This window comes from Novosphingobium sp. G106 (assembly GCF_019075875.1).
Lineage (GTDB): Bacteria > Pseudomonadota > Alphaproteobacteria > Sphingomonadales > Sphingomonadaceae > Novosphingobium.
In genome coordinates this window covers 5,589,594-5,614,969 of sequence record NZ_JAHOOZ010000001.1, presented here as the reverse complement: position 1 = coordinate 5,614,969, position 25,376 = coordinate 5,589,594, and the positions used below count along the sequence as shown (strand labels likewise).

At 64.1% G+C, this 25,376-nt stretch carries 28 protein-coding genes and 1 pseudogene; 11 read left to right on the top strand and 18 right to left on the bottom strand.

The window, feature by feature from the left end:
• Window positions 1-35: 35 nt before the first annotated feature.
• Complete coding sequence (locus tag KRR38_RS27330; RefSeq protein ID WP_217406556.1) at window positions 36-1,985, bottom strand: OPT family oligopeptide transporter; 1,950 nt, start codon at window positions 1,983-1,985, stop codon at window positions 36-38.
• A 216-nt stretch (window positions 1,986-2,201) separates the two neighbouring features.
• Between KRR38_RS27330 and KRR38_RS27325 the strand changes: the two are divergent.
• The 6 genes and pseudogenes from KRR38_RS27325 to KRR38_RS27300 all read left to right on the top strand — a co-directional run.
• Window positions 2,202-2,666, top strand: a pseudogene (locus tag KRR38_RS27325) (YbaK/EbsC family protein); the annotation flags it as partial.
• A 278-nt stretch (window positions 2,667-2,944) separates the two neighbouring features.
• On the top strand, window positions 2,945-3,724 hold the full coding sequence (locus KRR38_RS27320) for a LuxR family transcriptional regulator (protein WP_217406555.1): 780 nt from the start codon (window positions 2,945-2,947) through the stop codon (window positions 3,722-3,724).
• A 54-nt stretch (window positions 3,725-3,778) separates the two neighbouring features.
• Entirely contained in the window at window positions 3,779-4,405 is a 627-nt protein-coding gene (locus tag KRR38_RS27315) for an acyl-homoserine-lactone synthase (protein WP_217406554.1), read from the top strand.
• A gap of 48 nt (window positions 4,406-4,453) precedes the next feature.
• Window positions 4,454-5,350, top strand: a complete 897-nt coding sequence (locus KRR38_RS27310; RefSeq protein ID WP_217406553.1) for a phytanoyl-CoA dioxygenase family protein — start codon at window positions 4,454-4,456, stop codon at window positions 5,348-5,350.
• A 50-nt stretch (window positions 5,351-5,400) separates the two neighbouring features.
• The gene (locus tag KRR38_RS27305) at window positions 5,401-5,949 is read left to right on the top strand and encodes a MarR family winged helix-turn-helix transcriptional regulator (protein WP_217406552.1); all 549 of its coding nucleotides are present in this window, start codon (window positions 5,401-5,403) and stop codon (window positions 5,947-5,949) included.
• A 143-nt stretch (window positions 5,950-6,092) separates the two neighbouring features.
• Complete coding sequence (locus tag KRR38_RS27300; RefSeq protein ID WP_217406551.1) at window positions 6,093-6,353, top strand: hypothetical protein; 261 nt, start codon at window positions 6,093-6,095, stop codon at window positions 6,351-6,353.
• Between the two features lie 143 nt (window positions 6,354-6,496).
• On the opposite strand, the gene KRR38_RS27295 is transcribed toward KRR38_RS27300, so the two are convergent.
• The 9 genes from KRR38_RS27295 to KRR38_RS27255 all read right to left on the bottom strand — a co-directional run bounded on the left by KRR38_RS27295 (window position 6,497) and on the right by KRR38_RS27255 (window position 15,924).
• Complete coding sequence (locus KRR38_RS27295) at window positions 6,497-7,027, bottom strand: nuclear transport factor 2 family protein (protein ID WP_217406550.1); 531 nt, start codon at window positions 7,025-7,027, stop codon at window positions 6,497-6,499.
• 111 nt (window positions 7,028-7,138) lie between these two features.
• Window positions 7,139-8,437: a hypothetical protein gene (locus KRR38_RS27290; protein WP_217406549.1), complete on the bottom strand. Its 1,299-nt coding sequence runs from the start codon at window positions 8,435-8,437 to the stop codon at window positions 7,139-7,141.
• 253 nt (window positions 8,438-8,690) lie between these two features.
• Window positions 8,691-10,271 (bottom strand): glycosyltransferase, encoded by a 1,581-nt coding sequence (locus KRR38_RS27285; protein ID WP_217406548.1) that lies wholly within the window; start codon window positions 10,269-10,271, stop codon window positions 8,691-8,693.
• A complete protein-coding gene (locus tag KRR38_RS27280; protein ID WP_217406547.1) occupies window positions 10,268-11,401 on the bottom strand; it encodes a DegT/DnrJ/EryC1/StrS aminotransferase family protein in 1,134 nt (377 codons plus the stop codon). The genes KRR38_RS27285 and KRR38_RS27280 overlap by 4 nt, the downstream gene beginning before the upstream one ends.
• Window positions 11,395-11,886 carry an acyltransferase gene (locus tag KRR38_RS27275; RefSeq protein WP_217406546.1) on the bottom strand — a complete coding sequence of 164 codons (492 nt, stop codon included), beginning with the start codon at window positions 11,884-11,886 and terminating at the stop codon, window positions 11,395-11,397. Before KRR38_RS27275 ends, KRR38_RS27280 begins: the two co-directional genes overlap by 7 nt.
• Entirely contained in the window at window positions 11,886-13,031 is a 1,146-nt protein-coding gene (locus KRR38_RS27270; RefSeq protein ID WP_217406545.1) for a DegT/DnrJ/EryC1/StrS aminotransferase family protein, read from the bottom strand. The genes KRR38_RS27275 and KRR38_RS27270 overlap by 1 nt, the downstream gene beginning before the upstream one ends.
• An 8-nt stretch (window positions 13,032-13,039) precedes the next feature.
• Complete coding sequence (locus KRR38_RS27265) at window positions 13,040-14,056, bottom strand: NAD-dependent epimerase/dehydratase family protein (protein WP_217406544.1); 1,017 nt, start codon at window positions 14,054-14,056, stop codon at window positions 13,040-13,042.
• 4 nt (window positions 14,057-14,060) lie between these two features.
• Complete coding sequence (locus KRR38_RS27260; protein ID WP_217406543.1) at window positions 14,061-15,101, bottom strand: Gfo/Idh/MocA family protein; 1,041 nt, start codon at window positions 15,099-15,101, stop codon at window positions 14,061-14,063.
• 133 nt (window positions 15,102-15,234) lie between these two features.
• Window positions 15,235-15,924, bottom strand: a complete 690-nt coding sequence (locus tag KRR38_RS27255; protein ID WP_217406542.1) for an acyltransferase — start codon at window positions 15,922-15,924, stop codon at window positions 15,235-15,237.
• A 31-nt stretch (window positions 15,925-15,955) separates the two neighbouring features.
• On the opposite strand from KRR38_RS27255, the gene KRR38_RS27250 reads away from it, so the two are divergent.
• Both KRR38_RS27250 and KRR38_RS27245 read left to right on the top strand, forming a co-directional pair.
• Entirely contained in the window at window positions 15,956-16,156 is a 201-nt protein-coding gene (locus tag KRR38_RS27250) for a hypothetical protein (RefSeq protein WP_217406541.1), read from the top strand.
• Window positions 16,157-16,305: 149 nt separating this feature from the next.
• Window positions 16,306-16,656, top strand: a complete 351-nt coding sequence (locus KRR38_RS27245) for a hypothetical protein (protein WP_217406540.1) — start codon at window positions 16,306-16,308, stop codon at window positions 16,654-16,656.
• Window positions 16,657-16,677: 21 nt separating this feature from the next.
• On the opposite strand, the gene KRR38_RS27240 is transcribed toward KRR38_RS27245, so the two are convergent.
• The 4 genes from KRR38_RS27240 to KRR38_RS27225 form a co-directional block, all read right to left on the bottom strand.
• Window positions 16,678-16,977, bottom strand: coding sequence for a hypothetical protein (locus KRR38_RS27240; protein ID WP_217406539.1), 300 nt, complete (start codon window positions 16,975-16,977; stop codon window positions 16,678-16,680).
• Between the two features lie 131 nt (window positions 16,978-17,108).
• Window positions 17,109-17,801 (bottom strand): GDSL-type esterase/lipase family protein, encoded by a 693-nt coding sequence (locus KRR38_RS27235; protein WP_217406538.1) that lies wholly within the window; start codon window positions 17,799-17,801, stop codon window positions 17,109-17,111.
• Window positions 17,802-17,868: 67 nt separating this feature from the next.
• Entirely contained in the window at window positions 17,869-18,543 is a 675-nt protein-coding gene (locus tag KRR38_RS27230) for a hypothetical protein (RefSeq protein WP_217406537.1), read from the bottom strand.
• Between the two features lie 19 nt (window positions 18,544-18,562).
• The gene (locus KRR38_RS27225; protein ID WP_217406536.1) at window positions 18,563-19,447 is read right to left on the bottom strand and encodes a winged helix-turn-helix domain-containing protein; all 885 of its coding nucleotides are present in this window, start codon (window positions 19,445-19,447) and stop codon (window positions 18,563-18,565) included.
• A gap of 121 nt (window positions 19,448-19,568) precedes the next feature.
• Here KRR38_RS27225 and KRR38_RS27220 point away from each other — a divergent pair, with 121 nt between their 5' ends.
• The 3 genes from KRR38_RS27220 (at window position 19,569) to KRR38_RS37225 (ending at window position 21,910) form a co-directional block, all read left to right on the top strand.
• On the top strand, window positions 19,569-19,781 hold the full coding sequence (locus tag KRR38_RS27220) for a tautomerase family protein (protein ID WP_217406535.1): 213 nt from the start codon (window positions 19,569-19,571) through the stop codon (window positions 19,779-19,781).
• A 210-nt stretch (window positions 19,782-19,991) separates the two neighbouring features.
• Window positions 19,992-20,324 carry a hypothetical protein gene (locus KRR38_RS27215; RefSeq protein WP_217406534.1) on the top strand — a complete coding sequence of 111 codons (333 nt, stop codon included), beginning with the start codon at window positions 19,992-19,994 and terminating at the stop codon, window positions 20,322-20,324.
• Window positions 20,325-20,617: 293 nt separating this feature from the next.
• Window positions 20,618-21,910 (top strand): CAP domain-containing protein, encoded by a 1,293-nt coding sequence (locus KRR38_RS37225; RefSeq protein WP_217406533.1) that lies wholly within the window; start codon window positions 20,618-20,620, stop codon window positions 21,908-21,910.
• On the opposite strand, the gene KRR38_RS27205 is transcribed toward KRR38_RS37225, so the two are convergent.
• Genes KRR38_RS27205 through KRR38_RS27190 form a run of 4 tightly spaced genes read right to left on the bottom strand, consistent with a single transcriptional unit; the run spans window position 21,907 to window position 25,371 of the window.
• Window positions 21,907-23,007 carry a hypothetical protein gene (locus KRR38_RS27205; RefSeq protein ID WP_217406532.1) on the bottom strand — a complete coding sequence of 367 codons (1,101 nt, stop codon included), beginning with the start codon at window positions 23,005-23,007 and terminating at the stop codon, window positions 21,907-21,909. The genes KRR38_RS37225 and KRR38_RS27205 overlap by 4 nt on opposite strands.
• Before the next feature lie 12 nt (window positions 23,008-23,019).
• Window positions 23,020-23,352, bottom strand: coding sequence for a hypothetical protein (locus tag KRR38_RS37900; protein ID WP_375293473.1), 333 nt, complete (start codon window positions 23,350-23,352; stop codon window positions 23,020-23,022).
• Window positions 23,252-23,818, bottom strand: coding sequence for an acyl-CoA thioesterase domain-containing protein (locus tag KRR38_RS37895; RefSeq protein WP_217406530.1), 567 nt, complete (start codon window positions 23,816-23,818; stop codon window positions 23,252-23,254). The genes KRR38_RS37900 and KRR38_RS37895 overlap by 101 nt, the downstream gene beginning before the upstream one ends.
• Window positions 23,815-25,371 (bottom strand): AMP-binding protein, encoded by a 1,557-nt coding sequence (locus KRR38_RS27190; protein WP_217406529.1) that lies wholly within the window; start codon window positions 25,369-25,371, stop codon window positions 23,815-23,817. The genes KRR38_RS37895 and KRR38_RS27190 overlap by 4 nt, the downstream gene beginning before the upstream one ends.
• Window positions 25,372-25,376 lie beyond the last annotated feature (5 nt).

The following is a 25,376-nucleotide window of genomic DNA, read 5'->3' as shown; positions in this document are numbered from 1 at the left end:
AAGGCGACCGCACGCGTGGGACAACGCAGCCCCCGTCAAGCGACGCGCGCCTTCGCGTAACGGTAGAGCCAGGCGGTCAGGGCGATGAACAGCAGCGTTCCGCCGATGAGCGCGATAGGCTCGAAGCCCTCCCCGACGAGCGCCAGCGGGCTGTCGCTCCCCGTGACGGCAACGATACCCGCAAAGGCGACGCCCCAGAGGCTTTCGCCCACGATCATGCCCGTCGCCACCAGCACGCCCATCCGTAGCGCCGGCTCGGGCGCGGGTCGGCCATCGGCCCAGCGGTCGTAGAACCAGCCGACGATCGAGCCGATGACCACGGGCAACATCACCGCCATCGGCAGGTAGATGCCGATCCCGACCGCAAGCGGCGGCAGGCGCAGAAGCTTCGCCTTGCCGAGCAGCTCGTCGAGGACGACGAAACCGACGCCCGCAATCGCCCCATAGCCCAGCATCGGCCAGTTGAGGTCCCCGCCGAGCACGCCTTTGGCCAGGGCCGAGATCAAGCCGGCTTGCGGCGCCGACAAGGCATTCGGCCCGGCGCCGGGCGTGCCGACGAAGCCGAAGGCCGCATTGAGCAGGTCGAGCACCGGCGGCACGGTGAGGCTGCCGAACACGACGCCGATCAGCAGCGCGACCTGTTGCTTCCACGGCGTGGCGCCGACGAGCTGGCCGGTCTTCAGATCCTGCAGGTTGTCGTTGGCGATCGTCGCCACGCCGAACACGATCCCGGTCACGATCAGTGCATAGGCGATCAGCGCCTGGCTGGTGGCCACCGGGTTATCGCGCCCGAACAGCCCCGCGAGCAGGAGCGAGGCGGCGAGAACGGAAAGGATGCCGATGGCGGAAACCGGCGAATTCGACGAGCCGATCAGCCCGGCCATATAGCCGCAGACCGCCGCGATCAGCAGCCCGAACACGAAAATGAACAGCAGCGCGCCGCCCAGCAGCAGCGCCGCCGATCCGGTCAGTGGTCCACCGGAGAGGATGCTCCACAGCAGCCACAGGATCGGCAGCAGCACTGCGAACGATCCGCAGATGACGACGCCGATCGGCATGTCGCGTTCGGTCAGGGCCAGCACTTCGCCCTGCTGGCGCGCGCGACTGGCGGCAAAGGCCGAACGGATCCCCCCCACGACCGGGCGCGCGATGCGGATCAGCGCCCAGATCGCCGCCACGCCGATCACGCCGGCGCCGAAGAAGCGCACGTCGGAGCGGAATACCGCGTTCGCCCAGGTTTCGGCGCCGCCGGGCATCGGATGATCAGCGGTCAGGACCGGCAGCAGGAGCCACCAGCCGGTCACCAGGCCAAGGAACTGCGCGAGCCCCACAGAGATGCCGACCAGGTGCCCGACGCCGAGCAGCGCGAAGGACAGGCCGCCCGAAATCCCGGTCGCACCGGCCCCGACACGGAACCAGGTCGCTGCCTCGGCCGCGACCAGCTTGGTCTGCGTCAGGATGGCGAAGACGGTGGAGACGACACTGGCCCAGATGAGGACCCAGAGCCCCTTTGCGCTTTCCTCCGCGCCCTCGCGCGAACCCGATCCGACATGCAGCACCTCTGCCGCTGCACGCCCCTCAGGATACGGAAGCTCGGAATCGATGACGAGCGCCCGGCGCAGCGGCACTGAGAACAGCACGCCCAGCACCCCGCCCAGCCCCGTGATCGCCGCGGTCGTCACATAGGGGAAGTTCTGCCACCACCCGATCATGATGAGGCCGGGCAGGACGAAGATGATCGAAGCGAGCGTGCCCGCAGCGCTGGCGATCGTCTGGACGATGTTGTTCTCGAGGATGTTCGCGCCCGGCAGGTAACGCAGGATCGCCATCGAGATGACGGCAGCGGGGATCGAAGTGGCGAAGGTCAGCCCGACCTTGAGCCCGAGATAGACGTTGGCGGCGGTAAACAGCAGCGTGATGATCCCGCCGAGTACGATGCCACGGAGCGTGAGCTCGCGAAGGGGCTGCGGTGCGTCGCTGGACATTCTTCCCTTTATCCGATGTTGCCGATCGATGGTGGACGATGGCCGACCGGTCGGCAAGTGCCCCAGGGAAGGCCGAAGCAAGCCCGTCGGAAGACCTCCCTTCGAGGCATCGCGGAAATAACTACGGGTGGAAGCCTCGATCAAGAGCGATTGGCGGGCGGCAACCGGCGGGATATGTAGGCTGTTCGCGACATCGTCTTGGACGGGAACCAGAAGTTGACAGCGGAAACCGCCAAGGCCTGGTTGGCCGAAAACGCGCCCGATCTTTGCATTGTCGAGAATGGCCAAAGCGTTGCAACCGTGAACGAGGCGGCGCATGCGCTCGGCGTCGATGCAGCCCGGATCGCCAAGACGCTGGCCCTGCGCATCAACGATCGGGTGATAATCGTAGTCGCGCGGGGCGATGCACGGCTGGATAACGGCAGATGCAAAGCCGTATTCGGAGCGCGCCCGCGCATGCTTCAGGCTGCCGAAACCGAGGAACTAACCGGCCATCCTGTCGGCGGTGTCTGTCCCTTCGGCCTCGCGACGCCGCTTCCAATCTTTTGCGACGTTTCAATCAGACCATTTGCGACAGTTTTCCCGGCTGCCGGCTCGCGCACTACCTCCGTCGAAATAGAACCGGATCGCCTGTGCTCACTCGTCAACGCGCAGTGGACCGACATATGTCGAACCGTCGAAGAAACGCCCCGGGAAGTCGGCGAGGACGGCCTGACCGAACGGCACCGAACAACTCTGCCAGGCAACCTGAATAGTGGCTACCTTGCGTGAGAGAATGGAGTATCACACGCATGGCAGCGATGGAGCCGCCATCCTGCCTATATGTTTTCAAGCACAGAACTTTTTTGTGGGATTGATCGTCGTTCACTGCCGCCTAACGTAAGTATGGGGTTTCGGGCTGCACTTACGATATACCGTTCGAGTCGCTCAGAGAGGGATCACCCTCCGATAGGTGGAATATGGGTCAACTCAGCGAGGTTCAAAATTTCATCGATCAGTCGGGTCGCGTAAAAACGACGCAGGGCCTATCGCTCCTGATGGAGCAGATCACGCGCGATATGGGTTTTGACTATTTCGCACTAATTCATCACGTTGACATACGCGCCAAGGGCATCGACACGGCCTTGTGGCTGGAGAATTATCCGCGTCATTGGGCTGAAGTGTTCGTAAACACCGGCCTTTACGCCGATGATCCCATGCTGATCGCCAGCCATTTGACCAATGTCGGCTTTGCCTGGTCCGAAGTCCCTTCGATGATCAAGCTTACCAACAAGCACAAAGAAATTCTGCTGCGCGTTCGGCGAGAAGGGTTGGGCGATGGGTTCACGGTCCCGGCTCACGTGCCGGGCGAGGCCAATGGCTCCTGCAATTTCGCGATGGCCGGAAGCAGGCTGATCCCCCGCGAGAATATCCCGATGGCACAGCTGGTGGGAAGCTATGCCTTCCAAGCGGCGCGCAAGCTCGTGCTGCGAAGGATCAGCAGCGCGGATCAGGCAAGGCCCAAGCTGACCACACGTCAGATCGAATGCGTTGCGCTGATCGCCCGCGGCAAATCGGACAAGGAGATCGCGGCGCAGCTGGGTCTCAAGCCGGCGACGATCAACGAATATATCGAGGACGCCTGCGACCGCTACGGCGTCTCGCGCCGCATCCAGCTGGCATTCCATGCCGTCCACGACGGCTATCTCACCCTTTCCGACGCGATCGGGTCCGAAATACCCCCCCTTTTGCAGGGATGAACCAGGCGCTTCGCTGATTCAAACTTCCCTTCTCAAAAAAGAGGAGGGAGTCGAATGGTTCTGCTCGTCACATCCCGAAACAGATCTGCTTATGCGGCAGAGATCGAAGCGATGCACCGCGACCGAAAGCGCGTCTTCATCGATCAGCTCAAATGGGACCTGCCTCCCGCCGGCGATCTCGAAATCGACGCTTTCGACAACGATTACGCGGAATATCTCGTAGTCTGCGACGCCAAGACGCAAGAGCATCTCGGTTCGATGCGTCTCCTGCCCACGGAACGCCCGCATATCCTGGGCAATTTGTTCGCAAACCTGTGCGAGGAGGGCGTACCTTCCGGCCCCGAGATTCGGGAGATCACCCGCCTTTGCCTGTCACGCAGGCTCAAGAGCGCAGAGCGGCGGCTCGTATTCCACCGGCTCGTCACGGCGCTGGTCGAATATGGGCTGCTGACCGGGATATCCACGTACACCGCCGTCACGAGCATGCACTGGCTCACCCAGACCCTGGCCTTGGGCTGGCGATGCAGACCGCTCGGCATGCCGCAAATCGTCGGCGGCGAGATGGTCTGCGCGATGATGATCCACATCGAGCCCCATACCATCGAGCTGCTGCGCGAGGCGGGAACCTACCAGACCAGCGGTCTCAGGATCGAAGAGATCGAATTCGCGGCCGCGGCCTGAACTCAGCCCCGCCGGCAGCCCCAAACACCCAAATCGGAGGATATTCTCATGAACCTCTTTTCCCCGTCCCTCGCCGCCGAGATCCACGAAGTCAGGATCGCCGAGCAGGCCGAGCAACTGCAGCGTGACGGTTACCTGATCATGCGAGGTGCCGCAGACCCGTCGTTGATCGGCGGACTCGACGACGTTACTCGGCAGCGGTTCGAGAAGACGCCGTTCAGCAAGGGCAATTTCTACGGCGAATTCACCAAGCGCTTTGGCCAGGTTCTGACCCGTGCTCCTCGATCCGCGGAACTCGTCCAGCACGAAGAGATCATGGCCATCGTTCGCCGCGTGCTCATTCGCGATCACGGTGAGATCCAGCTCAACCTGACACAGGCGCTGGAAATGCACCCCGGTTCGCTGTCGCAGGTACCCCACCGCGACGACAGCATCTGGGACTGCGCCAAGGCGGCCGAATTCAGCATCAACGTGATGTGGCCGTTCACCGAATATACGCGGGCGAATGGCGCGACGAACCTCTGGCCGGGCAGCAACCACCACGAGGAGGTCCTGCTGCCCGACGAGGAATCGGTCGACATCGAGATGGAGCCAGGTGACGCGCTGCTTTACGTCGGGTCCGTCTTGCACCGGGGCGGCCATAACAGCAGCCGGATGATCCGCCGCGGCATGATCGTCGGCTACTGTCTGGGATGGCTGAAGCCGTACGAAAACCAGTGGCTTGCCTATCCGCCGGCCGTAGCGCGCAACTTCTCGCCGGCTTTGGCGAAGCTCGTGGGCTACCGGCAGGATCAGCCGAACCTCAACAATTACGACGGCCAGTGCCCATCGCTGCTGCTGCGCGGGCGGGTCCCGGATTTCCTGGGCGCTATCGACGAACTTCGGCCGGATCAGGTCGAGATGATCGAGGACTACCGCGCAGGCAAACTGTCGCCCGTGGCTTGAAATGATGCGGCGGCGGCATCCCTGCCGCCGCAATCACCGAGGTGAACAAGATGACTCATAATTTCCTCAAAATCACCGCCACCGGCTTGGATGGAGACGCTGATCGGATCCTGTCCGCGGGTAAAGCGCCAGACGATATTCCAGGCTCCAGCGACGGCAGCGACGATGCCCAACCGGCCCTTCCGATGTCGGCGCCCGAGGCCGAAAATTCCATCCGCGATCAGGAGACGCCGTCAAACCTTGCGGGATCGGGTGACGCTCATCTCATCGACTTCGCAGAATCGCTCTATCGCTCGCGGCAGCGCAGGGCCCATTTCTTTCCTCAGGATCTGCTGGGAGAACCGGGCTGGGATCTCTTGCTCGATCTCTTCATTCAGCATTCTCGCAGACATCTCATCAGCACGACCAGCGCCTGCATCGCTTCGGGCGTTCCGCCAACCACGGCCCTGCGCTGGATTTCGGTTCTCGAGGCCCGAGGTCTTGTCACCCGCACGAAAGCGGACGGCGACCACCGGGTGAACAACATCGCTCTGACCGGTCTTGGGGCAGATATGGTGCGTGAGTACCTGGCTGACGTTTGGGAGGCGTTCTGGCGATGACGAAAACCCGTAAATGGATGCAAATGGGAGCTTTTCGTTGCTCGTCTAAGCATCTTTTTTGAGCTAGGCTCCCAGCACTTGATGCCATACTGATTTGTAGCTTGGTCCAAACGGATTTGGCCGTCCCCAGAGTGGATGAGTGCATGGACAACCTTCATGACGTCGGCAGCTATCTGGCGCAATCGACATTTCTCCAGTTGCAACTGTGTCTGAAATCGCTCGACCTTATGGGGTGCACGATGGCCGCCATTTCGGTAGCGCAAGCGATCGACACAGCTCGCGAAGAGCTGGAGAGGAAAGCGCCATCGGCCGCCTCCCTCTTTCGTCCGGACGAAGACTTTGCCGAAATGGATGCGATGGCCGCAGAGCTGTTTTCCGGCAAGTATGGTCGGCCGCCATTCTGATCTCCCAATGCGGCCATCAGGGTTCAAGCGCTTTGGCATCGTAGCCACGCACCTCGTGGCCGCCAGCGACGACCATCTTGGACGTGGGCAAGCCCATATGGCCGAGGCCTATCCGGGCGACACGCAGGGCCTTCCCTCTTCCGTTAGCCCTTGCCGTGACCGCCCTCGAACAGGGCATAGGACGGATCGTTGCGATCCAACGTGAAGGTCGGGGTGATATAGCCCGGCGTCACGGCGCGGATCTCATCGAGATCGTGGGCGAATACGCGCCGGATGATAAGCCACCGGCCGTCCTGGCGCGTCCAGCGGTCGAGATAGCGACCGCGGGTGTTGATCTGCATGAGTTGGCCGTCGTGCATCATACGCATCGCCGAGGTCACGTAGGCCTCGCTCAGGGCACGGTCGCTATCGAGCTCGATGAGGATGTTGGTGATCTGGTGCGAATGCACGATGCCCTTGAGCGAGGAGTCGCAGATGTAGCCCATCGCGCCACGCCCGGTGCCCTTGTAGATGCTGCCATAGTCGGCCTCGGCATCGTCGTGCCAGACAGAATAGCCGAGTTCATGATCCGCCCGGTCGACCGCGCGGCAATAGGTGTAGAGCGCCTCGCTGATCGCTTGCTTGTCGAGCAGCGCGCGCATTTCCGCGTTCGATACGGGATTCTCGGTCTGCATCCTGCCCTCTCCTCTTGTTTTTGAGCGTGCCGGTCAGCCGCGGCAGGATGCTAGCTTTCCCTGTCCGAACACAAGGCCGGAATCGCTGCCTCGCCTCCGTTTGTTCTCTCCCTAACGCCGCCAGGCCGCATCCGCGCGCAGATGCCGACCAAGATCGCGGCGCTGCCACATGTTCAACAACGAAATGGTGATTTTCAGTTGCACACGCGCGGTTTCGTTCGCCGTGAAGATCGGATCGTAGCGGTCGGCGACCGCTCCCGGATCGGGCACTTCGCGCAGGATGGCCGGCGGCGCCGTCGTCATGTGGAGCGCCGACATCACCACATGCATTTCCAGATGCTGCGCAAGATCGCGTCGATCGAGGATCGGTCCTCCCGCGCCGGCATATTCGGCGACGAACAGATCGAGCAGTTCGTCGAGATGTCGATCATGCGTCTCGGGCTCCGCCGCGCCGATGCAGCCCCAGATCGAGGAAGCGACCGACATCTGCCCGACGCTGCCCCAATCGATCAGACCGGCCCGGAGCGCGCCGTCCGGTTCCCGCCAGAACCAGGCGTTGTCGATGTTCGCGTTCATGTGGCAGAGCGCCAGCATGTCGGGCCGCGAATAGAGGAACCGCCAGATCTCCTCCTGCCGTTCGACCGCCAGCGATGCATCGGCGCAGAAGCGGTCGAGGAAGGCCCGATCGGCGATGTGTACCGGCGCCAGATGGGGATACTGCAGCAGGAATTCCGCCAGACGGCCGATCCTTTTGGCAAGCAGCGGCCCCTCGAAACGCGCGCGCCCCGCGACCAGCCGGTCCGGATCGAGCGGGAAATAGCGCTCGACGAGGTCGCCGAGCCGGCCCGATTTGTGCACTCCCGACAGCCGCGCCAGATTCGAGACCAGGGCGCTGTAATGCGCGAGCGGATCGGGCAGTAGCTGATCCATGCATTTGGGATGATGCGGTTCGACGGCGCCTTGGCCGTAGGGGATGCGTTCGGTGATGATGATGCCGGTCAGCGTGTCCTGCTCGATGTCGGCATAGAAGCATTTCGGCACGACGACCGGAAAGTCGGGATTGCGCGATACATTCGCGAGCCGCACTTCCGGCGGCATATGATAGCGGCCGCTATCGCGCACGCTGTCTGCGAAATTGCGCGAAAACTTCACGAACAGGTCGCGCGACAGGCCCGGCGCATCGCGTTCGTAGGCAACCGAAAGCAGCGCTTTGACGCCGGTGCCGCCCAACGTCCATTCGTCGAAACCGGTGATCCGCGCGACCCTGTTGTCCTCACCGAGCGTGCCACTCGTGCGGAAAGCGCGCGTGAGGAATTCGGGTCCGACGGATTTCAGCGCTTCGGGATGCGTGGGAAAGTCGAGACCGAACATGTCGCCTCGCGCCCAATCTATGATCGTGGTTTCTGCCATGAAGCCCGCTAGCCCGGGAAGCGCCGCGAGCGCAATGAACCTTCACACGGCGCGCTAGCCGCACGACCATAATGCCATCGCCGGTCGGCTCCGCCCTGTTCCGGCAATGGCTGGAAGGCAGCACGAAGACCGTGCCGTCGGTTCAGCTCGAACAGGCTCTATCCAGCGTTCGCGAAGTCTTGCGAGACTGCACGTTTCCTCGTGAACGCACCTCCAGGGTGTTTACCAGCCGGAGCGCGACAGACGAGGACCGTCAGGCTGCCTGCGCCGCGCCGGCATGGGCGCTGAGACCTGCGTGGATCAGCCCGAACCATGCATCGAAATCCTCATCACCCAGCCAATGGATCGACAGGCGGTCGTCCGGGCGCGGTCTGTCCAGTCCAGCCTCGGCAATATCCGCGACGGGCGCACCACCGTCGATCAGCCACTGCACGCGCCGAATGCTCAAGTGCGAGGTTGTCGCAGCGGCATGCGACATCTGCCGTAACAGCACGTCGTCGGCGGTAAGGTAGGCGACGAGCATGAGCCAGGCGATCTCGCAGGGATCGAGCAGTCCCAAACTGGCGTCCTCCTGTCCCTGGGCACCGCAACGCTGCAGCAGCCAGGTTCGGGCGTTGTCCAGATCGCCGAGCGCAAAGGAGATCACGCCCATCATGAACCAGGGCTCCCCGACATGACCAACCCAGCTCATCACCTCGCGCAGACCGTCAACCGCCGGGGCGAGATCGCTCCCGCTCAGCAGGGCCTCGCGAGCTGCACGCAGCCGGACTGCCATAGGATTGTCGCGAACCGTGAAATCGGCGATCGTCGGCACCTGCGCAATGTCGGGCACGGCCTTGAACCTGCCGAACACGCCCTCCTGCTGGACCTTCTCACCAGGCTTCAGCGCTCTGCGGCAGGCATACCAGTCAAGGATGTGGGTCCAGGCCTGGCGTGTATAGCGCGCATGGACCAGCGCATGGCCGTTCGCGCGGATCTGTTCATAGAGCTGCGGATCGCGCGCCACGGCGACGATCTTCTTGTAGAGTTCGGCGCCGGCCGGCCCCAACAGGCAGTTTTCCATGTCGACGAAGCCGTAGTCCGAAAGAGCTTCGCACTCGGGCGACACCAGGACCGATCCCGCGGCCGGGATCTCCAGATGCTTGCGCACGACATAGTCGAGGACCGTAGTATCCGAGACGCAAAACTGGCTGCGCGACAGCATCCGGGCGTAGCTCTCGCCCTGGATCGCAAAGGGATTGTGGCCGCCATTGGCATAGCCCGGATGCGTGTAGAGCAGCGTCGGCAGGATATGCTGGATCTCTTGCGTGACCTGCGCCCGCCAGGGATAGAAGGTCGGGAACAGATGCGCGCTCATGATCGCGACGGGGATCGACTTGGCCTCGCCATAGTCGCGGAACACGCCAGAATCGACGAACTTGGGCAGGACGAAACAATTGAAACGCCGCAGTTCGTTCATCTGCTCGAGAGCCTCGTGGCCCATGCAGAAGATGGTGTCGATACCGTAGGTCGGCAGCATGTCCATCATCAGCGGTCGCATCGGATCGTGCGGATCGTTGTTGGCGAATAGCGCGCGCGGCAAATCGGGATAGGCATCGATATTGGCGATGTTCAACCTGTGCCGGCGTCCCCAGTTGATGGAATCGAATAGCAGCAGGTCGGGCTTCACCCGCTCGTAGACTTCGACGAGATCGAAATCCTGCTCGATCGTCTCGACATCGCAATGCAGCGCCAGCGCTCCGACCCACTCGTCGATCACCGCGTTGTGGATCGCGGCGCTGGCGACATTCGGCCGTGCCCGGACGCAGAGGATTTTCATACGCGAAGCGGTCATGGTTTCACCTGCTCAAAATAGGCGTGGATCGCGTCGATCACACGGTCTTGCTGCGGCGTGGTCATGCCGGCGAACATCGGCAGCGACAGCCCGTTGCCGGCCCAGTCCTCGGTGACCGGGTAGCCCTCGGGAGACGGCGACGCGATGCCCTCGAGGCAGGGCTGCTTGTACAGCGGCATCGGATAGTGGAGCCCGGTCGAGACGCCGTGCTCTTCGAGGAAAGCCTTGAGCGCGTCGCGGTCGTCCGCGCGCACGACATAGAGGTGATGCACGTGATCGCCGTGGACCACCGCGGGCAGCCGCAGCGGCGTATCCGCCAGAGCTTCGGCATAGCGCGCGGCAATGGCGCGGCGCTGATCGGTCCAGGTGTCGAGCCGCTTGAGCTTGTGGCCCAGCACCAGCGCCTGGATGCCATCCATGCGATAGTTGTAGCCGATACGCTCGTGGACGTAGCGCTGCGGACCCTGGCCGTGCTCGCGCAGCGAGCGCAGGACCTTGGCCTTTTCGTCGTCATTGGTGATGACGAGGCCGCCCTCACCCGCGCCGCCAAGGTTCTTGCCCGGGTAGAAGCTGAAGCACCCCATAGATCCGAAAGTCCCGAGCGAGCGCCCCTGAAAGCGCGCGCCGATCGCCTGGGCGCAGTCCTCGATGACGGTGAGCTCATGGCGTTCGGCGAAGGCGAGTACGCCCGCGACGTCGACCGGCTGGCCGTAGAGATGGACCGGGATGATCGCCTTCACGCCGTCTTCGATGCGACGCTCGGCATCGGTGAGGTCGATGTTGCCCGTGGCTTCCTCGACGTCGCAGAACACCGGGATCGCACCTTCGTAGATCAGGCCCCAGATCGTGCCGATGAAGGTATGCGCAGGAACGAGAACCTTGTCTCCGCGCTTGATGCCGGCGGCGATCGTCGCGACGTGAAGCGCGGCGCTGCCACTGGAAACTGCTATCGCGTGCTTGACGCCGAGGTATTCTGCGACCTGTTTCTCGAACGCCACGGCCCAGGGGCCAAGGCAGAAGGCGCTGGCCTGGAACAGCTTCTCGAGGTCGGGCATGACTTCGGCCCCGATCTGATCCCACTGAATCGAGAGATCGACGAAGGGGACGGGTCCGATCGACTGCATCAACATGCGCTTGCGCCTTTCGCTTTACGGGTGTCGCCAACGACCTTGGCGGGCACGCCCGCGACGATGGCAAAGGGAGGGACGTCCCGCGTCACGACCGCGCCGGCCGCGACGAGCGCGCCTTCGCCCACGGTCACGGGCAGGATGGTTGCGCCGCTGCCAATAGAGGCGCGGCGACAGATACGAGTCGGAAGGCAGATCCAATCCGAAGCGCCCTGGAGGCTGCCGTCGGCATTGGTCGCGGCCGGATAGAGGTCGTTGGTGAACATGACGCCGTGGCCGACGAAAACCTCGTCCTCGATCGTCACGCCCGAACAGAGGAAGGCGTGCGACTGGATCTTGCACATTGCGCCGATCTCGACATCCGACTGGATCTCGACGAATGTGCCGATGCGCGTCCCCGCGCCGATCGTGCAGCCGTAGAGGTTCACCAGATCGCGATGATAGATCACCGCCTCGGGATGGAGACTGACGCTGTCGGCGATCGGCATCAGGCCGCTCTTTTCGCAGGGGCCGAGGCGAGTGCCCGGGCCAGAGCATCGGCCACCACGACCTGATCTTCGTCGGTCATGGCATCGTAGAGCGGCAGGATCATGTGCTTCGCACTGACCGCTTCCGACCGGCTCAGGTCGCCGCGGCGGGCGTTCCGCCAGGGCTTTTCGAGATGGCTCGACATCACGGCACGGCGCGTCGAAACGCCGGCGTCGAGCATCGACTGCATCACGGCCTCGCGGTCGGCACCGTCAGGCAGGCCGATCGTGTAGCTCTGCCAGTTCGAGCGGGCCCACTCGGGCTGTTGCGGAACCGCGACGCCGGGAATGGCACCGAGCAGTTCGGCATAGCGCTCGGCCAGCTGCTGCCGGCGGGCGACGATGCCGTCGAGACGGCTCAACTGAACGCGGCCCACCGCAGCCTGCAAGTCGCTCATGCGGTAATTGAAGCCGACTTCGTCGTAGGTCTCGGTCACGACCTTGCTCGACGAATGCCGCGCGAGGTCGGACAGGCTCATGCCGTGCTGGCGGAGCAGCCGGCACTTCGCGTCGATCGCCGGGTCGTTGGTCGTGATCATCCCACCCTCGCCGCAGGTCAGGATCTTGCGGGGGTGGAACGAGAAGCAGGCAACATCGCCGATCGGATTGCCGATCCGCTGCCACTTGCCATCGATGAGAATTTCCGAGCCGCTGGCGCAGGCCGCATCCTCGACGAGGCGCAGGCCGTGCTTCTTCGCAATGGCGGCGATGGCCGAAAGATTGCAGGGCATGCCGATCTGGTGGACGCAGAGGATCGCCCGCGTACGCGGCGTGATCAGCGCCTCGATCACGGCGGGATCGATATTGTAGCCACCCTCCTCGATATCGGCGAAAACCGGCTCGGCACCGCACATGTGCACGGCATTGGCCGTGGCGATGAAGCTGTGGCTGACGGTGATGACCTCGTCACCCGCGGTCACGCCCACGGCGAGCAGCGCGAGATGCAGCGCTGTCGTGCAGTTCGATACGGCGCAAGCGTGGCTCGCGCCGCTCATGGCAGCGAATTCCTGCTCGAAGGCCAGGACCTGCGGTCCCTGTGTGAGCCAACCGGAGGCGATCACCGCGGTGACGGCATCGGCCTCTTCCTGCCCCATGACAGGCTTCATCAGCGGGATCATTCGGCGGCAGCCCGTTCGAGGTCGCGCTCGCCCTGCCACCAGGCAACGAGATCACGCAGGCCGTCCTCGAGCGTGATCGTGGCAGTGAAACCCAGTTCCTCGCGGGCGCGAGTGACATCGGCCAGCCGGCGCTCGACCGGATTGATCGCGCGGGCCTCCTGATATTCGATGCCGAGATCGGGGCGGCCCATGATCGCCAGCAGGCTATCGGCAAGCTGCTTGAGCGAGACTTCGGTGCCCCAGGCGACGTTGTAGACCCGGTCGGAAGTGGGCGCGAGCGCCGCGGCGATGTTGGCGCGGGCGATGTCGCGAACATCGACGAAGTCCATCGTCTGCAGGCCGTCGCCGAAGATCAGCGGCGGCAGGCCGGCCTCGATGCGCTCCATCCAGCGGATCAGCACTTCGGTATACTTGCCGTGGATGTCCATGCGCGGGCCAAAGACGTTGAAGTAGCGCAGCGCCGTGTAGTTGAGGCCGAACATGTCGTTGAACGAGCGCAGCAGGCTTTCGTTGAGCATCTTGAGCCCGCCGTAAAGCGTGCGGTCGGCATAGGGCGCCGCGGCTTCGGTCGTCGGGAACTCGGGGGCGAGACCGTAGATCGAGGCCGATGAGGCGGCGACGAGCTTTTCTACCTTGTGGGTGACACAGGCCTCGAAAATCTCGAAGGCAGCGCGGCCCATCACCTCGAAAGCGAGACGCGGTTCGGCGGCACAATGGGTGATGCGTAGCGCCGCCTGGTGGAACACGATCTGGGCGTCGCGGACCAACGCGACCATCCGCGGCTGGTCGCAGATGTCGCCTTCGATCAGGTTGACGCGGCCGCTCCGCAGCGCGGCCGCGAGGTTTGCCGGCCGGCCACGCACCATGTTGTCGATGACCGTGATCTCGGCCGCGTCATGGGCCAGGAGCTGGTCGACGATATGCGATCCGACGAAGCCGGCGCCGCCCGTCACGAGGACGCGCTTGCCGGCTAGGGTGTTGGGGTAAGGGCTGTTCACAGGGATCAGGTTCATCATCTCATTCCGCGGCGATGCTGTAGAAGGCGTCGGCCATGGCCACGTCGACCTGGCGCAGGCTGATGTCGAGCGCGGCCTGGGCCCTTTCGAGCGTGCGCAGGACGCGGCGGCCGACGTGACCGTCCGAGCGCGGCTTGGCCTGGCCGAGAATGACCTGGCGGAAGTTCTCGACGACATCGACGAGCGGCTCATTGCCGGCAAGGCGCGGCGAGGAAACCGAGCCGATGCGGTAGGACGGCAGGATGATCTCACGGTCTTGGCGGGGGTGCGTGGTGATGCCGCTGTCGTAGATCTTGATCGGCTCTTCGCGGTTCATGTCGTCCCAGACGACCATCTTGTCGCTGCCGCCGACCGCGATGCGACGGACCTTCACCGGCGACATCCAGCTGAGGTTGAGGTGGGCGACCATCGAATTGGGGTAGTGGAAGGTCAGGTAGGCAATGTCGGGGAAACCCGGGTTGACGTGGCAATAGCCCGAGGCTTCGACATGGACCGGCTCACCGCCGAACAGATAGTCGATGATCGAGATGTCGTGCGGGGCGAGGTCCCAGAGCACGTTCACGTCGGGCTGGAACAGGCCGAGATTGACACGCTGCGAGTCAAAGTAGCTGATCTGCCCGAGCGCGCCCGAATGCACCAGTTCGCCCAGCTTGAGCACGGCCGGATGAAACAGGAAGGTATGATCCGCCATCAGCGTCAGGCCGTGGCGCTCGGCGCGGGCGATCAGGTCGTCCGCCTCGGCGCTGGTCGTGCACATCGGCTTTTCGACCATCACGTGCTTGCCGGCATCGAGTGCGGCCTTGGCCTGGGCGTAGTGGAACGAGACCGGCGTCGCGAGCACGACCGCGTCGATCTCGGGATCGGCGATCAGTTCCAGTGCATCTGCGTAGAGCTTGAGATGGGGATGCGATGCCGCCAGCTTATCGCGGGTTTCGGCCTTGGCGTCCGCGACACCGACAAATTCGATATTCGGATTACCCGATATGGTCCGGAACAAGTTCTTGCCCCAGTACCCCAAACCACAAAGACCAACTCTGATCATGATGATGCTACCCCTTCGGGGTCACATCCCTATGGGGAACATCCTTAAAAAGTCTTAACCATACCTATGAACCAGTACGACACCGGTTTTTCTCGCCGATCGGAACGATCGCGCGCGGGAATCTGAACGGGATTCAGCTCTCGGACTCGGCCAGGCGCCGCTCCAACTCATCGATCCGCCTTTCCAGCTTCTTGAGCGACAGCGGACCGCTGACGACTTCGCGCGGGGCAACATCGCGGTCGACGAAAGTCATCGGCGAAATGACGGCGCCGTCGCCAATCGTGACGCCGGCGGAAATGACCGACGGCCCCGAGATGAAGCAGTTCTTGCCGATATGCGTCGGCATATATGCGATGCCCTTGCGCGATGTGCCGGTCTCTCCGCGGATCGCCTGGAGGTGGCTCGTGTGGGTCCAGACCATGACTCCGAGCCCGATCTGGGTGGAGTCGCCAACGGTGAGCCCGCCCTGGGCATCGAGCACGGCGCCTTCGCCGATCCAGACGTTCTTCCCGCAGACGAATTTCTCGGGCGCGAGGATCTTGGCGCGTTCGCGGATGCGGCAACCCTCGGGCAGACCCAGGAAAGCCGCCCGCTCGCGATCGGTCATCAGTTCCGTGGCGTGATAGCGTAGGATCTGTTCGCGGATGGCCAGATCGGCTTCGACCTCGGTGGACTCGCGCCGGGCGCTGGCGGCGATCAACGGCAGTAGCCCGAACAGGCGCTCGTCCGACAGCAGCCTCTCGATACCGGGCACCGCACGCTCAAGCGCATCCCGGTCGATCTTCAACAGCGCTGCGAGATCATCGATTGGAGTAAGTGACATAATCTCGGCCCGCCATGCGAAGGAACTGAAAATGGGGAACGGCGAAATTGCCCGTCACGAGGCGGCCATCCTCGACGTTGCGCGTGGCCACCGATCCCAGCGTGACGCGCAATTCGACTGGATCGCCGCGCCGCGTCTGCCCGCACCGATGGCAACATCGTCCTCGATCGTCACCCCCGCCCTAGCCATTGTCGAAATTCGCTTTCAGATCGCGATTGCCAGCCTCCGGTGAAGCGAATCCCGCTCGCGCGGTCAAGAGCCAGCAAGAACTGCGGCAGAACGCCCGTCGCAAGCGGCGAGCGGGAAACCCTTTAACGCATTCGATTTGCTGTGCGGCCTATCCCCTTGATATTCGGGAAATGGGTACGCGAGGGAACAACGATGAGGGTCAATCCGATGGTTTGCGCGGCGCTTGTCGCCGCTATGATGCCGGCTACCGCCTGGGCCGACGATCCGCATGATCCGGCCATGCGCAGCGCCGCCGCGCGGGCGCGCGACCGCGAGATCATCCGCCAGCTCAATCTCCAGGAAGCCGCGCGGGTACGCGAACGCGACGCGCGCTATGCCGAAGGCTGGCGTGCCTACGATGCCGACCGCGAATACTCGTCGAGCGACCACCGGCGCGCCATGAACGGCTACGCCCGCGATCGCGCGCAGTACGAGCGCGACATGGCGCGCTGGCGCCGCGCCGTCGCCGCCTGCCGCGCGGGCGACTATTCGGCCTGCGACTGAATAACAGGACCCGGAGCGCGCCTAGATCGCGAGGATCAGCGCATCGTCCGAACGGGGCACGGTGGGCTGATAGGACGGCAGCGGATCGAAGCTTTCATCGAGCAGTTCGGTCGAGCCCAGGCCCGCAAGCTTGAACTGCCCCAAGCGCCGCTCGTCGTCGCTGCGCCAAGTCTTGCTCATGTTCAGCGCGCTGACGAATAGGTCGCCGTGCCGTTCGAACAGCATGTGCGGGGCAAGCTTGATGAGATCGCCATTATAGCGAGCCTCTACCGTCTGCTTGCGGGCGATCGCCTCCATCAGCTTCAGTCGGGTTTCGCTCATAGTTCACCCGTCCGCAGGGCATAGAAAGAATAATTGTGCATCGCAGCATAATGGTCGAGCGAGCGCTAGGTTGCAAGATGCAACTTCTGGCCGTCACATTAGCGTAATGACGATTGCGGGATCGCGCCGGCTCAGCGGGCGGCAGTCAGGGCCCGGCTGAGGCTGGGTTCGATCGCGGCATAGCCGGCAGCATTGAGATGGGTGCCGTCGACCGTAAAGTCCGGCCGCAGCGTGCCGTCGGGGGTAGCCAGCGCCTTGCCGTAGTCGACAAAAGTGACCCGCTCCCTTGCGGCAAGCCGACGAAGCCGCTCGTTGAGCGCGGCGATCACCGGGGCCGGATGCAGCGTCGGCGACCATTGGAAATGGCTCGCCGGCGGGGTCGAGGCGAGAATCACCTTGATGCCGGCGGCTTTCGCCAGCACGACCATCGCAGTGATGTTGCCCTCGATCGCTTCGAGCGTCGTCGGCCCCGCATTGCCCGCGACGTCGTTGGTTCCGGCCATGATGTGGACCACCCGCGGCTTCAGCGCGAGCACATCCTGCGGAAAGCGCAGCAGCATCTGCTGCGTCGTCTGGCCGCCGATCCCGCGGTTGATCCGCCCATCCCGGTAGAATGCGGGATTGGCCGCCGCCCAGCCTGCGGTAATCGAATCGCCGATGAATACGATGTCGCGCTCTGCCTTCGGCAAGGTCTTCAGGCGGGTATTGTCGGCGTGATAGCGGCACAGATCGGCCCAATCGGCCGACACCGGGAGAGGAGCCAGGCAAGGGTTGTCGGTCACACCGATCGCAGCAGCGGCGGCGAGAAACAGCGAAAGAGCCATCGTTGTAAACCCTTCAGATCAGATTGAAGCGAGCCAGTGAGCCGACCCTTGGGGGATGGTCCGGCGGTCAGACACCCAGCCGCGTCAGGGCCGTGGCGATACAGTTCCTGGTGTCGCCGTCGGCGAAAGGAAACGCCGCGAAAAACCGTGTCTGGCTGACATTCGGATCACGCATTTTGGCGGTCTGCACCCAGGCCTGAGCCTTGTTCATGTCGCCGTTGATCACCTGGCACACCGCGGCGATCAGCGCGATCAGCCCGTGCGCGCCGGGCGACTGCGCGGCTTCGTCGCCCCAGCAGGCGGCCGTGGCGCTCTCACCGCGGATCAGATGCGTCAGCGCGCGCGTCGCCAGCATGGCGTAGAGCATCGGGTCGATCGGACTGAGCGACATCGCCGCATCCGCCTGCGACTGCCCCACCTCGCCGTGCCCCAGCAGCGTTTCGGCCCAGGCCTTGGCATAGCGGCCCTGAGCATAGTTCGGCGACAGCGCGATCGACCGGTCGAGCCACCGCAGGCTGGTCTCGACCTTGTCGTCGAGCCACAGCGATCGCCCGAACGTGAAGTTGGCGAACGGATCGAGCACGTCGATCTCGAGCGCGCGCTCGGCCGCCCTGCGCGCTTCCTGCGCGGCCGCCTTGGTATCGGGCACATAGCTCAGGAACGCGTTCTGGAAATGGGCGAAGGACAGTCCCGCATGGGCCCGCCCGAAGCCGGGCTCCCTGGCGATCGCCCGCTCGAACATGGCGAGCGCATAGGCGTTGTCACGCTGGTTGAACCGATAGGCGTGCTGCAGCCCGACATGATAGGCCGACCAGGCATCGAGGTCTTCGGGCGATCTCAGCCGCGCGTTCTGCGCCTCGCGCAGGGGGGATGTGGATCTCCATCGCAGTGCTGATCGCAGCCAGGATCTCGGCACGCACCTCGTGGATCATATTGGCAGTGGCCGAATAGTGATCGGCCCAGATCACACCGCCGGTCCGGGTCTCGGCCAGTTCGACGGTCAGCAGCATGCGCCCCTGTTCCATCGCGACGCTGCCCGACAGGCAGTAGCGAACGCCGAGGATGTCGCCGATGCGGCGCACGTCGGGCGCAGGGTGGCGAAAGCGGAACGAGGAACTGCGCGCGATGACGAAGAGCCAGCGCAGCCGCGACAGCTCGGCGATCACTTCGTGGGGGAAGGCGTCGGCGATCAGCGAGGCCTGCGGATCGTCGCCGATCATCTCGAAAGGCAGGACGGCGATCGAAGGCTTGCTGGTCGAGGCTTCGGGGACCAGTTCGGACGGGGGCGTCGGTTCGGGTGTCGATACGACGAGTTGGCCAGGTCGCTCCACTTCGCCGACGAAGCGGTAGCCCTTGCCGTGGACCGTGCGAATCAACCGCTGCTCGCGGCCATCGTCACCCAGCGCCTGCCTGGCCGACTTTACCCGGCTGGTGACCGCGGAATCCGAGACGATGCGTCCCTTCCAGATGCGGTCGACGATTTCGTCCTTGGTTATCAGGCGATCGCGGTTCTCGACCAGATAAAGCAACAACCCGAGCACCTGCGGCTCGACCGCGACCGCATTTCCCGCGCGCCGCAGTTCGAATTTCAGGGGATCAAGTTCCGTTTCGCCGATCCGGTAGGACATGGCCGCGGCCCATAGCACGTTCGCGCAATCTCCATGAAATCTCCAGATCACCTTCAAGCATCGATTTCGCCGCTCCTCTATCTGGACTCATGACGGTGTTGCCGGTGGTCGGCGACAGTCGAAGCGAAGGAATCGAAACATGCCGCTCGTTACTATCGACGTCATCGAAGACGTGTTCACCCCCGCGCAGAAGCGCGACCTCATCGCCGGGGTCACCGATGCGATGATCAAGGTCGAAGGCGAGGCCATGCGCCAGGTCACCTGGGTGCGGGTCCGCGAATTCAAGCAGGGCGACTGGGCCATCGGCGGCAAGATGCTGAAGGCGGCCGACGTCCACGCGCTTTCGGCCTGAACTTGGGCGCTGGAACTCTCCGGCGCCCATTTCCCCTATTCGGAAAAGAGAGGATCCGACATGCGTAGGATCTACAACAGCATCGTTCTGCTCGCTTCGGCAGCGCTATTCCATGCGTCGCCGCTGCTGGCCGAAGTGCCCCAGCGCAGCGTACCTCCGGCGAGGGTCGATGCCTGAGTCGGCGCGGTCAATGCCCGGACCTCCGAGGTCATGGTCGAGCCGAACGGCCTGACCGGCATCACGACGGCGCTGTTCCGTCGCGGCGAAGACGGACGCGCCATGGACATCGTGCTCATCGGCGCGACGCCGGGCGCGGAGCGTGCGGCTCGGCTCACGCTGCAGCGGCTCGGCCAATTGCCTCCCTTGCCGCAAGGCGTAAATCCGCGCCAGCGGATCAAGCTCCAGCTGCTTCTCGACAGCGGGTACGACGCCGGCGCCTTCAAGAAGAAGCTGCGGGACATGCTGGCCGCGGCCGACGAAGCGAACCGGCGGTTTGCCCAGGGCGCGGCGGCGACATTCGCGGACCTCGCAGTCAATCCGTGACGCCCGAAGCTGCGGTGGGACCAGCCGAACCTGCTCCCGCCGCCAAGCCGTTATGAAATAAGATTATATCATATTGGACAGATAAGAGTTACGAAGTGAACACTTGGAGGCTCCTTACCCTCAGCCTTCAGTTCATCCGATGAAAATAACCACTCATCCTGGTTAATGTCGGGATAACGCACCGAAGTAACACTTCGGCGACATGTCATTGCCATGATCACTTATCTGCTGGAAATCCCGCATCGGGATGCGGGGACTCTTTTCCAAGCACTAACTCTTATTCATGGATCGGCATGACGCAAGCTAGCGCCTCCGAGCAGTACATGCTCGAACTCATCAATGCGGACCGCGCCAAGGTTGGCGCAGCGCCGCTGGCCTTCGACAGCAACCTGAACACGGCGGGCGAGGTCCACAGCAAGTGGATGCTCGATACGGACACCTTCTCGCACACCGGATCGGGCGGATCGGACGCCGGCCAGCGGATGACCGCGGCGGGCTTTACCTTCTCGGGCTCGTGGTCCTGGGGTGAGAACATCGCCTGGGCCAGCACGCGGGCGCCCGACGGCTACCAGGACGAGGTGCTGCTGCTGCACACCAACCTGATGAATTCGGCCGGCCACCGCGCGAACATCCTCAACACGACCTACCGCGAGATCGGCATCGGCTTCGAGATAGGCGAGTTCCAGGGCTGGAACGCGGCCATGGTCACGGAAGACTTCGCGCGCACCGCAGGCAACCCTTTCCTCGTCGGCGTCGCCTTCGACGATCTCGATGGCGACCACTTCTACGACATAGGCGAAGGCCTCGCGGGCGCCACGGTCAAGATCACCAACACCGCCACCGGCGGGACCTCGACGGTCCTGACCGAAGCCGGCGGCGGTTATCAGCTCGATCTGGCGGCGGGGACCTATTCGGTCACCTTCTCCGACACGAGCCACGTCGCGACGACGAGCACGGTCACCATCGGGTCGAACAACGTCAAGCTTGATTGGATCGATCCGGCATTGGGCTCGGGCACACCCACCCCAACGCCAACGCCGACCCCCACGCCAACCCCGACACCTACTCCGACCCCTACGCCTACTCCGGCGCCCACCCAGGGCACATCGCGGGCGGACACTTGGCACGGCACGGAATCGGCCGACACCTATAACGGGCTCGGTGGCAACGATCGTCTCTATGGCCACGGCGGCAACGACACGATCAATGGCGGCGACGGCAGCGACTATCTCTACGGCGGGCTGGGGAGAGACATTCTCACCGGCGGCACCGGCACCGATCGGTTCTATTTCGACAGCGCGCTCGGCAACGGCAACATCGACAAGATCACCGACTTCACCGTCGGTCAGGATCGCATCATGCTCGAGAATTCGATCTTCACCGCGCTGCGCAGCACTGGAACCTTGGCTTCCTCAGCCTTCTACACCGGTGCCGATGCGCACGATTCGACCGATCGGATCATCTACAATTCCGCGACCGGCCAGGTGTTTTACGACCCCGACGGGACCGGATCGGCCCAGCAGATCCAGTTCGCCGAAGTGAGTCCGGGGCTCAACCTCAACTACCAGAGCTTCTCAATCGTCTAGGGTGCGGCGAACAGTTCGCTAAAACCGAGCCGCGCGTGCGGGCCCATGCCGAAGGACTCGAAGGCGCCGATGCCTTGGAGGACCTTCGCTTCGGGCGTCGTCATCCGCACCGTGGCGAAAGCCTGCGCGTGGATATGCGGCGGCGCATAGACCGTGACCTCGTCGACCCCGCATTCGTCATAACCCACGGCCAGCGGTCCCTTGTTGACGCCATGGCCCCATTCGGGATGCGTGTAGCCGAGCCCGTAGAGGTAGAACCGGCGCTGCGATGAAAGCTCGACCCGGTACTCGCCACCTGCTTTGTCACGTGCGGTGATGACACCGCCCGTGGGCCAGCGGGTGCCCGGCGCTAACACCGGCTCTATCCGCGCCTCGCGCAGCCGTTCGGGCGCCTCGCCGTCCTTCACGACGATCATGCCGAGATTCCACACGTCGCCCAGTTCGTCCTCGTTGATGTAGAAGTGCATCACGCGGTCCGCGAACTGCGCGGGCACCCAGTACCAGTGGAACTGCGCGGGGATCGGCGGCGCGGCGGGCTGAGGATCGCGCATGCCGATCGCGCGGATGCCCCAGGACCGGTCGCGTGTACCGAGGCATTCGCCTTCCCCGAACCGTACCTCCTGCCCGCCGGCGCGCACCCAGCCGGTGTAGCTGCCGAGCTGGGTCAGACGGGTCACGTCCATGTAGAGCCGGGTGCCGGCCCAGCGTGTGTGGCGCGGCTCCTCGATCGGCGCGTGGCGGCCGTCAAAGGTCAGCTCGGCGCTGATACCGTGCTCGTTGTCGGCCACGGTGATCCGCAGGCTCTGCAGCGGCTCGATCACTTCGATCCGGATTGGCCCGACCTGCGTATCGGTCCGGTCCCAGTTCAGATGGCGCGAGGCATGGAGGTTGTACTGCCGCCCCTCGATGCGGATCGCGAAAGCCGCGTCCATCACGCCGAGCTGCGGATAGACCCCCAGCGCCGCGCCGAAGAAGACGCGGCCATCGGGCGAATAGCCGTTGAAGAAATAGCGATCGTAGAAATTCCGGTCGACGCCCGAATGGGCAATCGGATCGGGCGTCTGGTGGACCGGATAGTCGTCGGCCTTGCTCAGCATTGCGCTTCCCCCTCAGCCCTTGACGGGCAGCCTGGTCCCCTGCGCGATCGCGCAAGCCGATCCCCAGCCGATGCGGCCTTCCACGTCGTAGATGTTGCAGTGGCCCAGGGCGATGCCATCGCTCGCCTCGTGACCCAGGGATTCATAGCCAATCCACTCGCCCACCGGCAGGCGATGGAGGTACATCGTCAGGTCCGAATTGATGTAGCTGTAGTTGCCGAGCGTCCCGACATTGGCGAGCGGGCTAACGTAGTCGACCCCCCCGGCGACGCGCTGGAACGGGGTCAGCGGCTCGCCGCCGATCATCGCGCGCAGCTCGCGCATCCAGACCCGGCGCTGGCCGATTTCGCCGAGCCGGCCGGAAATCCAGCGCAGTTCCCAGGCACCGTCCATCGATTCCCGGCCCCGGCCTCGCTGCGGGCAGGCTGTCCGGTGCGGGTGCGTCCCATACGTCGCCGCGCCAGGCCTCGCCTTCTGGCTTTTCGCCCAGCCGCAGCATCTGGCAGGTGGCGCGGCCGGCGCTGCGCCCCTCGGAGATCAGGTCGGCGTCGATCACCTTGATCCGGTGGCCGTCGCGGACGATGCGCGTCTCGACATGCAGCGGCTCCATCGACGGCGCACGGTACATGTCGACGGTCAGGCGCACGGGCATCAGCTCGGGATCGCCGTGGTTGCGCTCGATCTCGGCGGCGAGCAGCCCGGCGATCACGCGCCCGTGCAGCGAGTTCGCCTTCCACGGCCCGCGCGCCTGCCATGTCGCAACCAGCCGGTCGCCATCACGTTGGAAGAAGGGTTCGGCGTCTGGGCTCACGCGGCAACCGCCGCATAGCGCATGCGCAGCGCCTTCTTGTCAGGCTTGCCGAGCGGCGTGACGGGCAGCGCGTCGACGAATTCGACGCTCTTGGGTGCCTGCACGGACCCCTTGCGCTCGCGCACGCTGGCGATCAGCACCTTCTCGTCGACGTTCGCGCCCGGCTCCAGCACGACGATCGCCTTGACCGCCTCGCCCCACTTAGGATCGGGCACGCCGATCACCGCTGCCTGGCGGACCGAGGGATGCTCGGTCAGCACGTCCTCCACCTCGCGCGCGAAGACGTTGAAACCGCCGGTGACGATCATGTCCTTCTTGCGGTCCACGATGCGGAAGAAACCGTCCTCGCCGCGAATGGCGACATCGCCGGTATGCAGCCAGCCGCCTTCGAAGACCTTCTCGGTCTCCTCGGGCTTGTTCAGATAGCCGAGGTTCACCAACGGCCCCTGCACGCAGATCTCGCCGGGTGTGCCGACGGGCACCTCGTTCAGGTCGTCGTCCATCAGCGCGACGCGGACCAGCGGCGTCGGCCGGCCGCAGCTCGCCAGCCGCTCGGCACTGTCGACCAGATGCTCGTCGCGCCGCATGACGGTGACCGACATCGGCGCTTCTGCCTGACCGTAGAACTGGAAGAAGATCGAGCCGAGCTTGCCGATCGCATCCTTGAGCCGCGCCGCAGGAAAGGCCGAGGCGCCGTAGTAGATGATCTCCAGGCTCGACAGGTCGAACTCGGCGAAGCGTGGGTGATCGATCATGGCGATGACCATCGTCGGCACCATCAGCACCGAAGTGATCCGATGCTCCTGGATCGCCTGCATCACCGCGACCGGCTCGAAGCCCGGGACAACGACCATGTAGCCGCCCTTGAGCAGGATCAGGTTGAACATCGAGGCGCCGGCATGGCTCAGCGGCGCGCAGATCAGGTGGCGGAAAGTGCTCGGGCATTCCCAGCTGGTGAGCTGGATCAAAGTCGAGGTCGCCGTGGAGCCGTGCGAGCACATGATCCCCTTGGGCTTGCCCGTGGTGCCGCCCGAATAGGCGATGCGCGACAGGCTGTCCGGCGCGACGACGGGCGCCGTCAGCGGCTTGGGAGCGAAGGCGGCGGCCGCCTCTCCGATATTCCTTCCTACGCCTTCGCCGCCCATCGCAAGGACATGCTTAAGGCCCGGCGCGCACGCCTTCAGCGCCGCTGCGGTCTCCTCGTAGTGGTCGGCGTCGTAGATCAGAAGATCGACCTCAGCGTCTTCCAGCACATAGAGATAGTCATCGACCGAGCCCATCGGGTGCAGCGCCGTCGCCACCACGCCGGCGAAGGCCAGGCCACTGTTGACCGGCAGAATGTCGAGCCGATTGCGCGAGAGCAGCGCCGCGCGGCGCGGCCGCGGCTCGAGGCTTTCGAACACCTGCTGCATCCGGCTGATCCCCTCGGCGAGCCCGCGCGCGGTCAGACGCTCGCCCTTCGTGCCGATCGCCACCAGCCGGTCGAGGTCGCGCGAGAGCGCCTGGACGACGAAGTCGGAACCGGTCGGGGCTTGGTGGAGAAGATCGGTCACGCGCA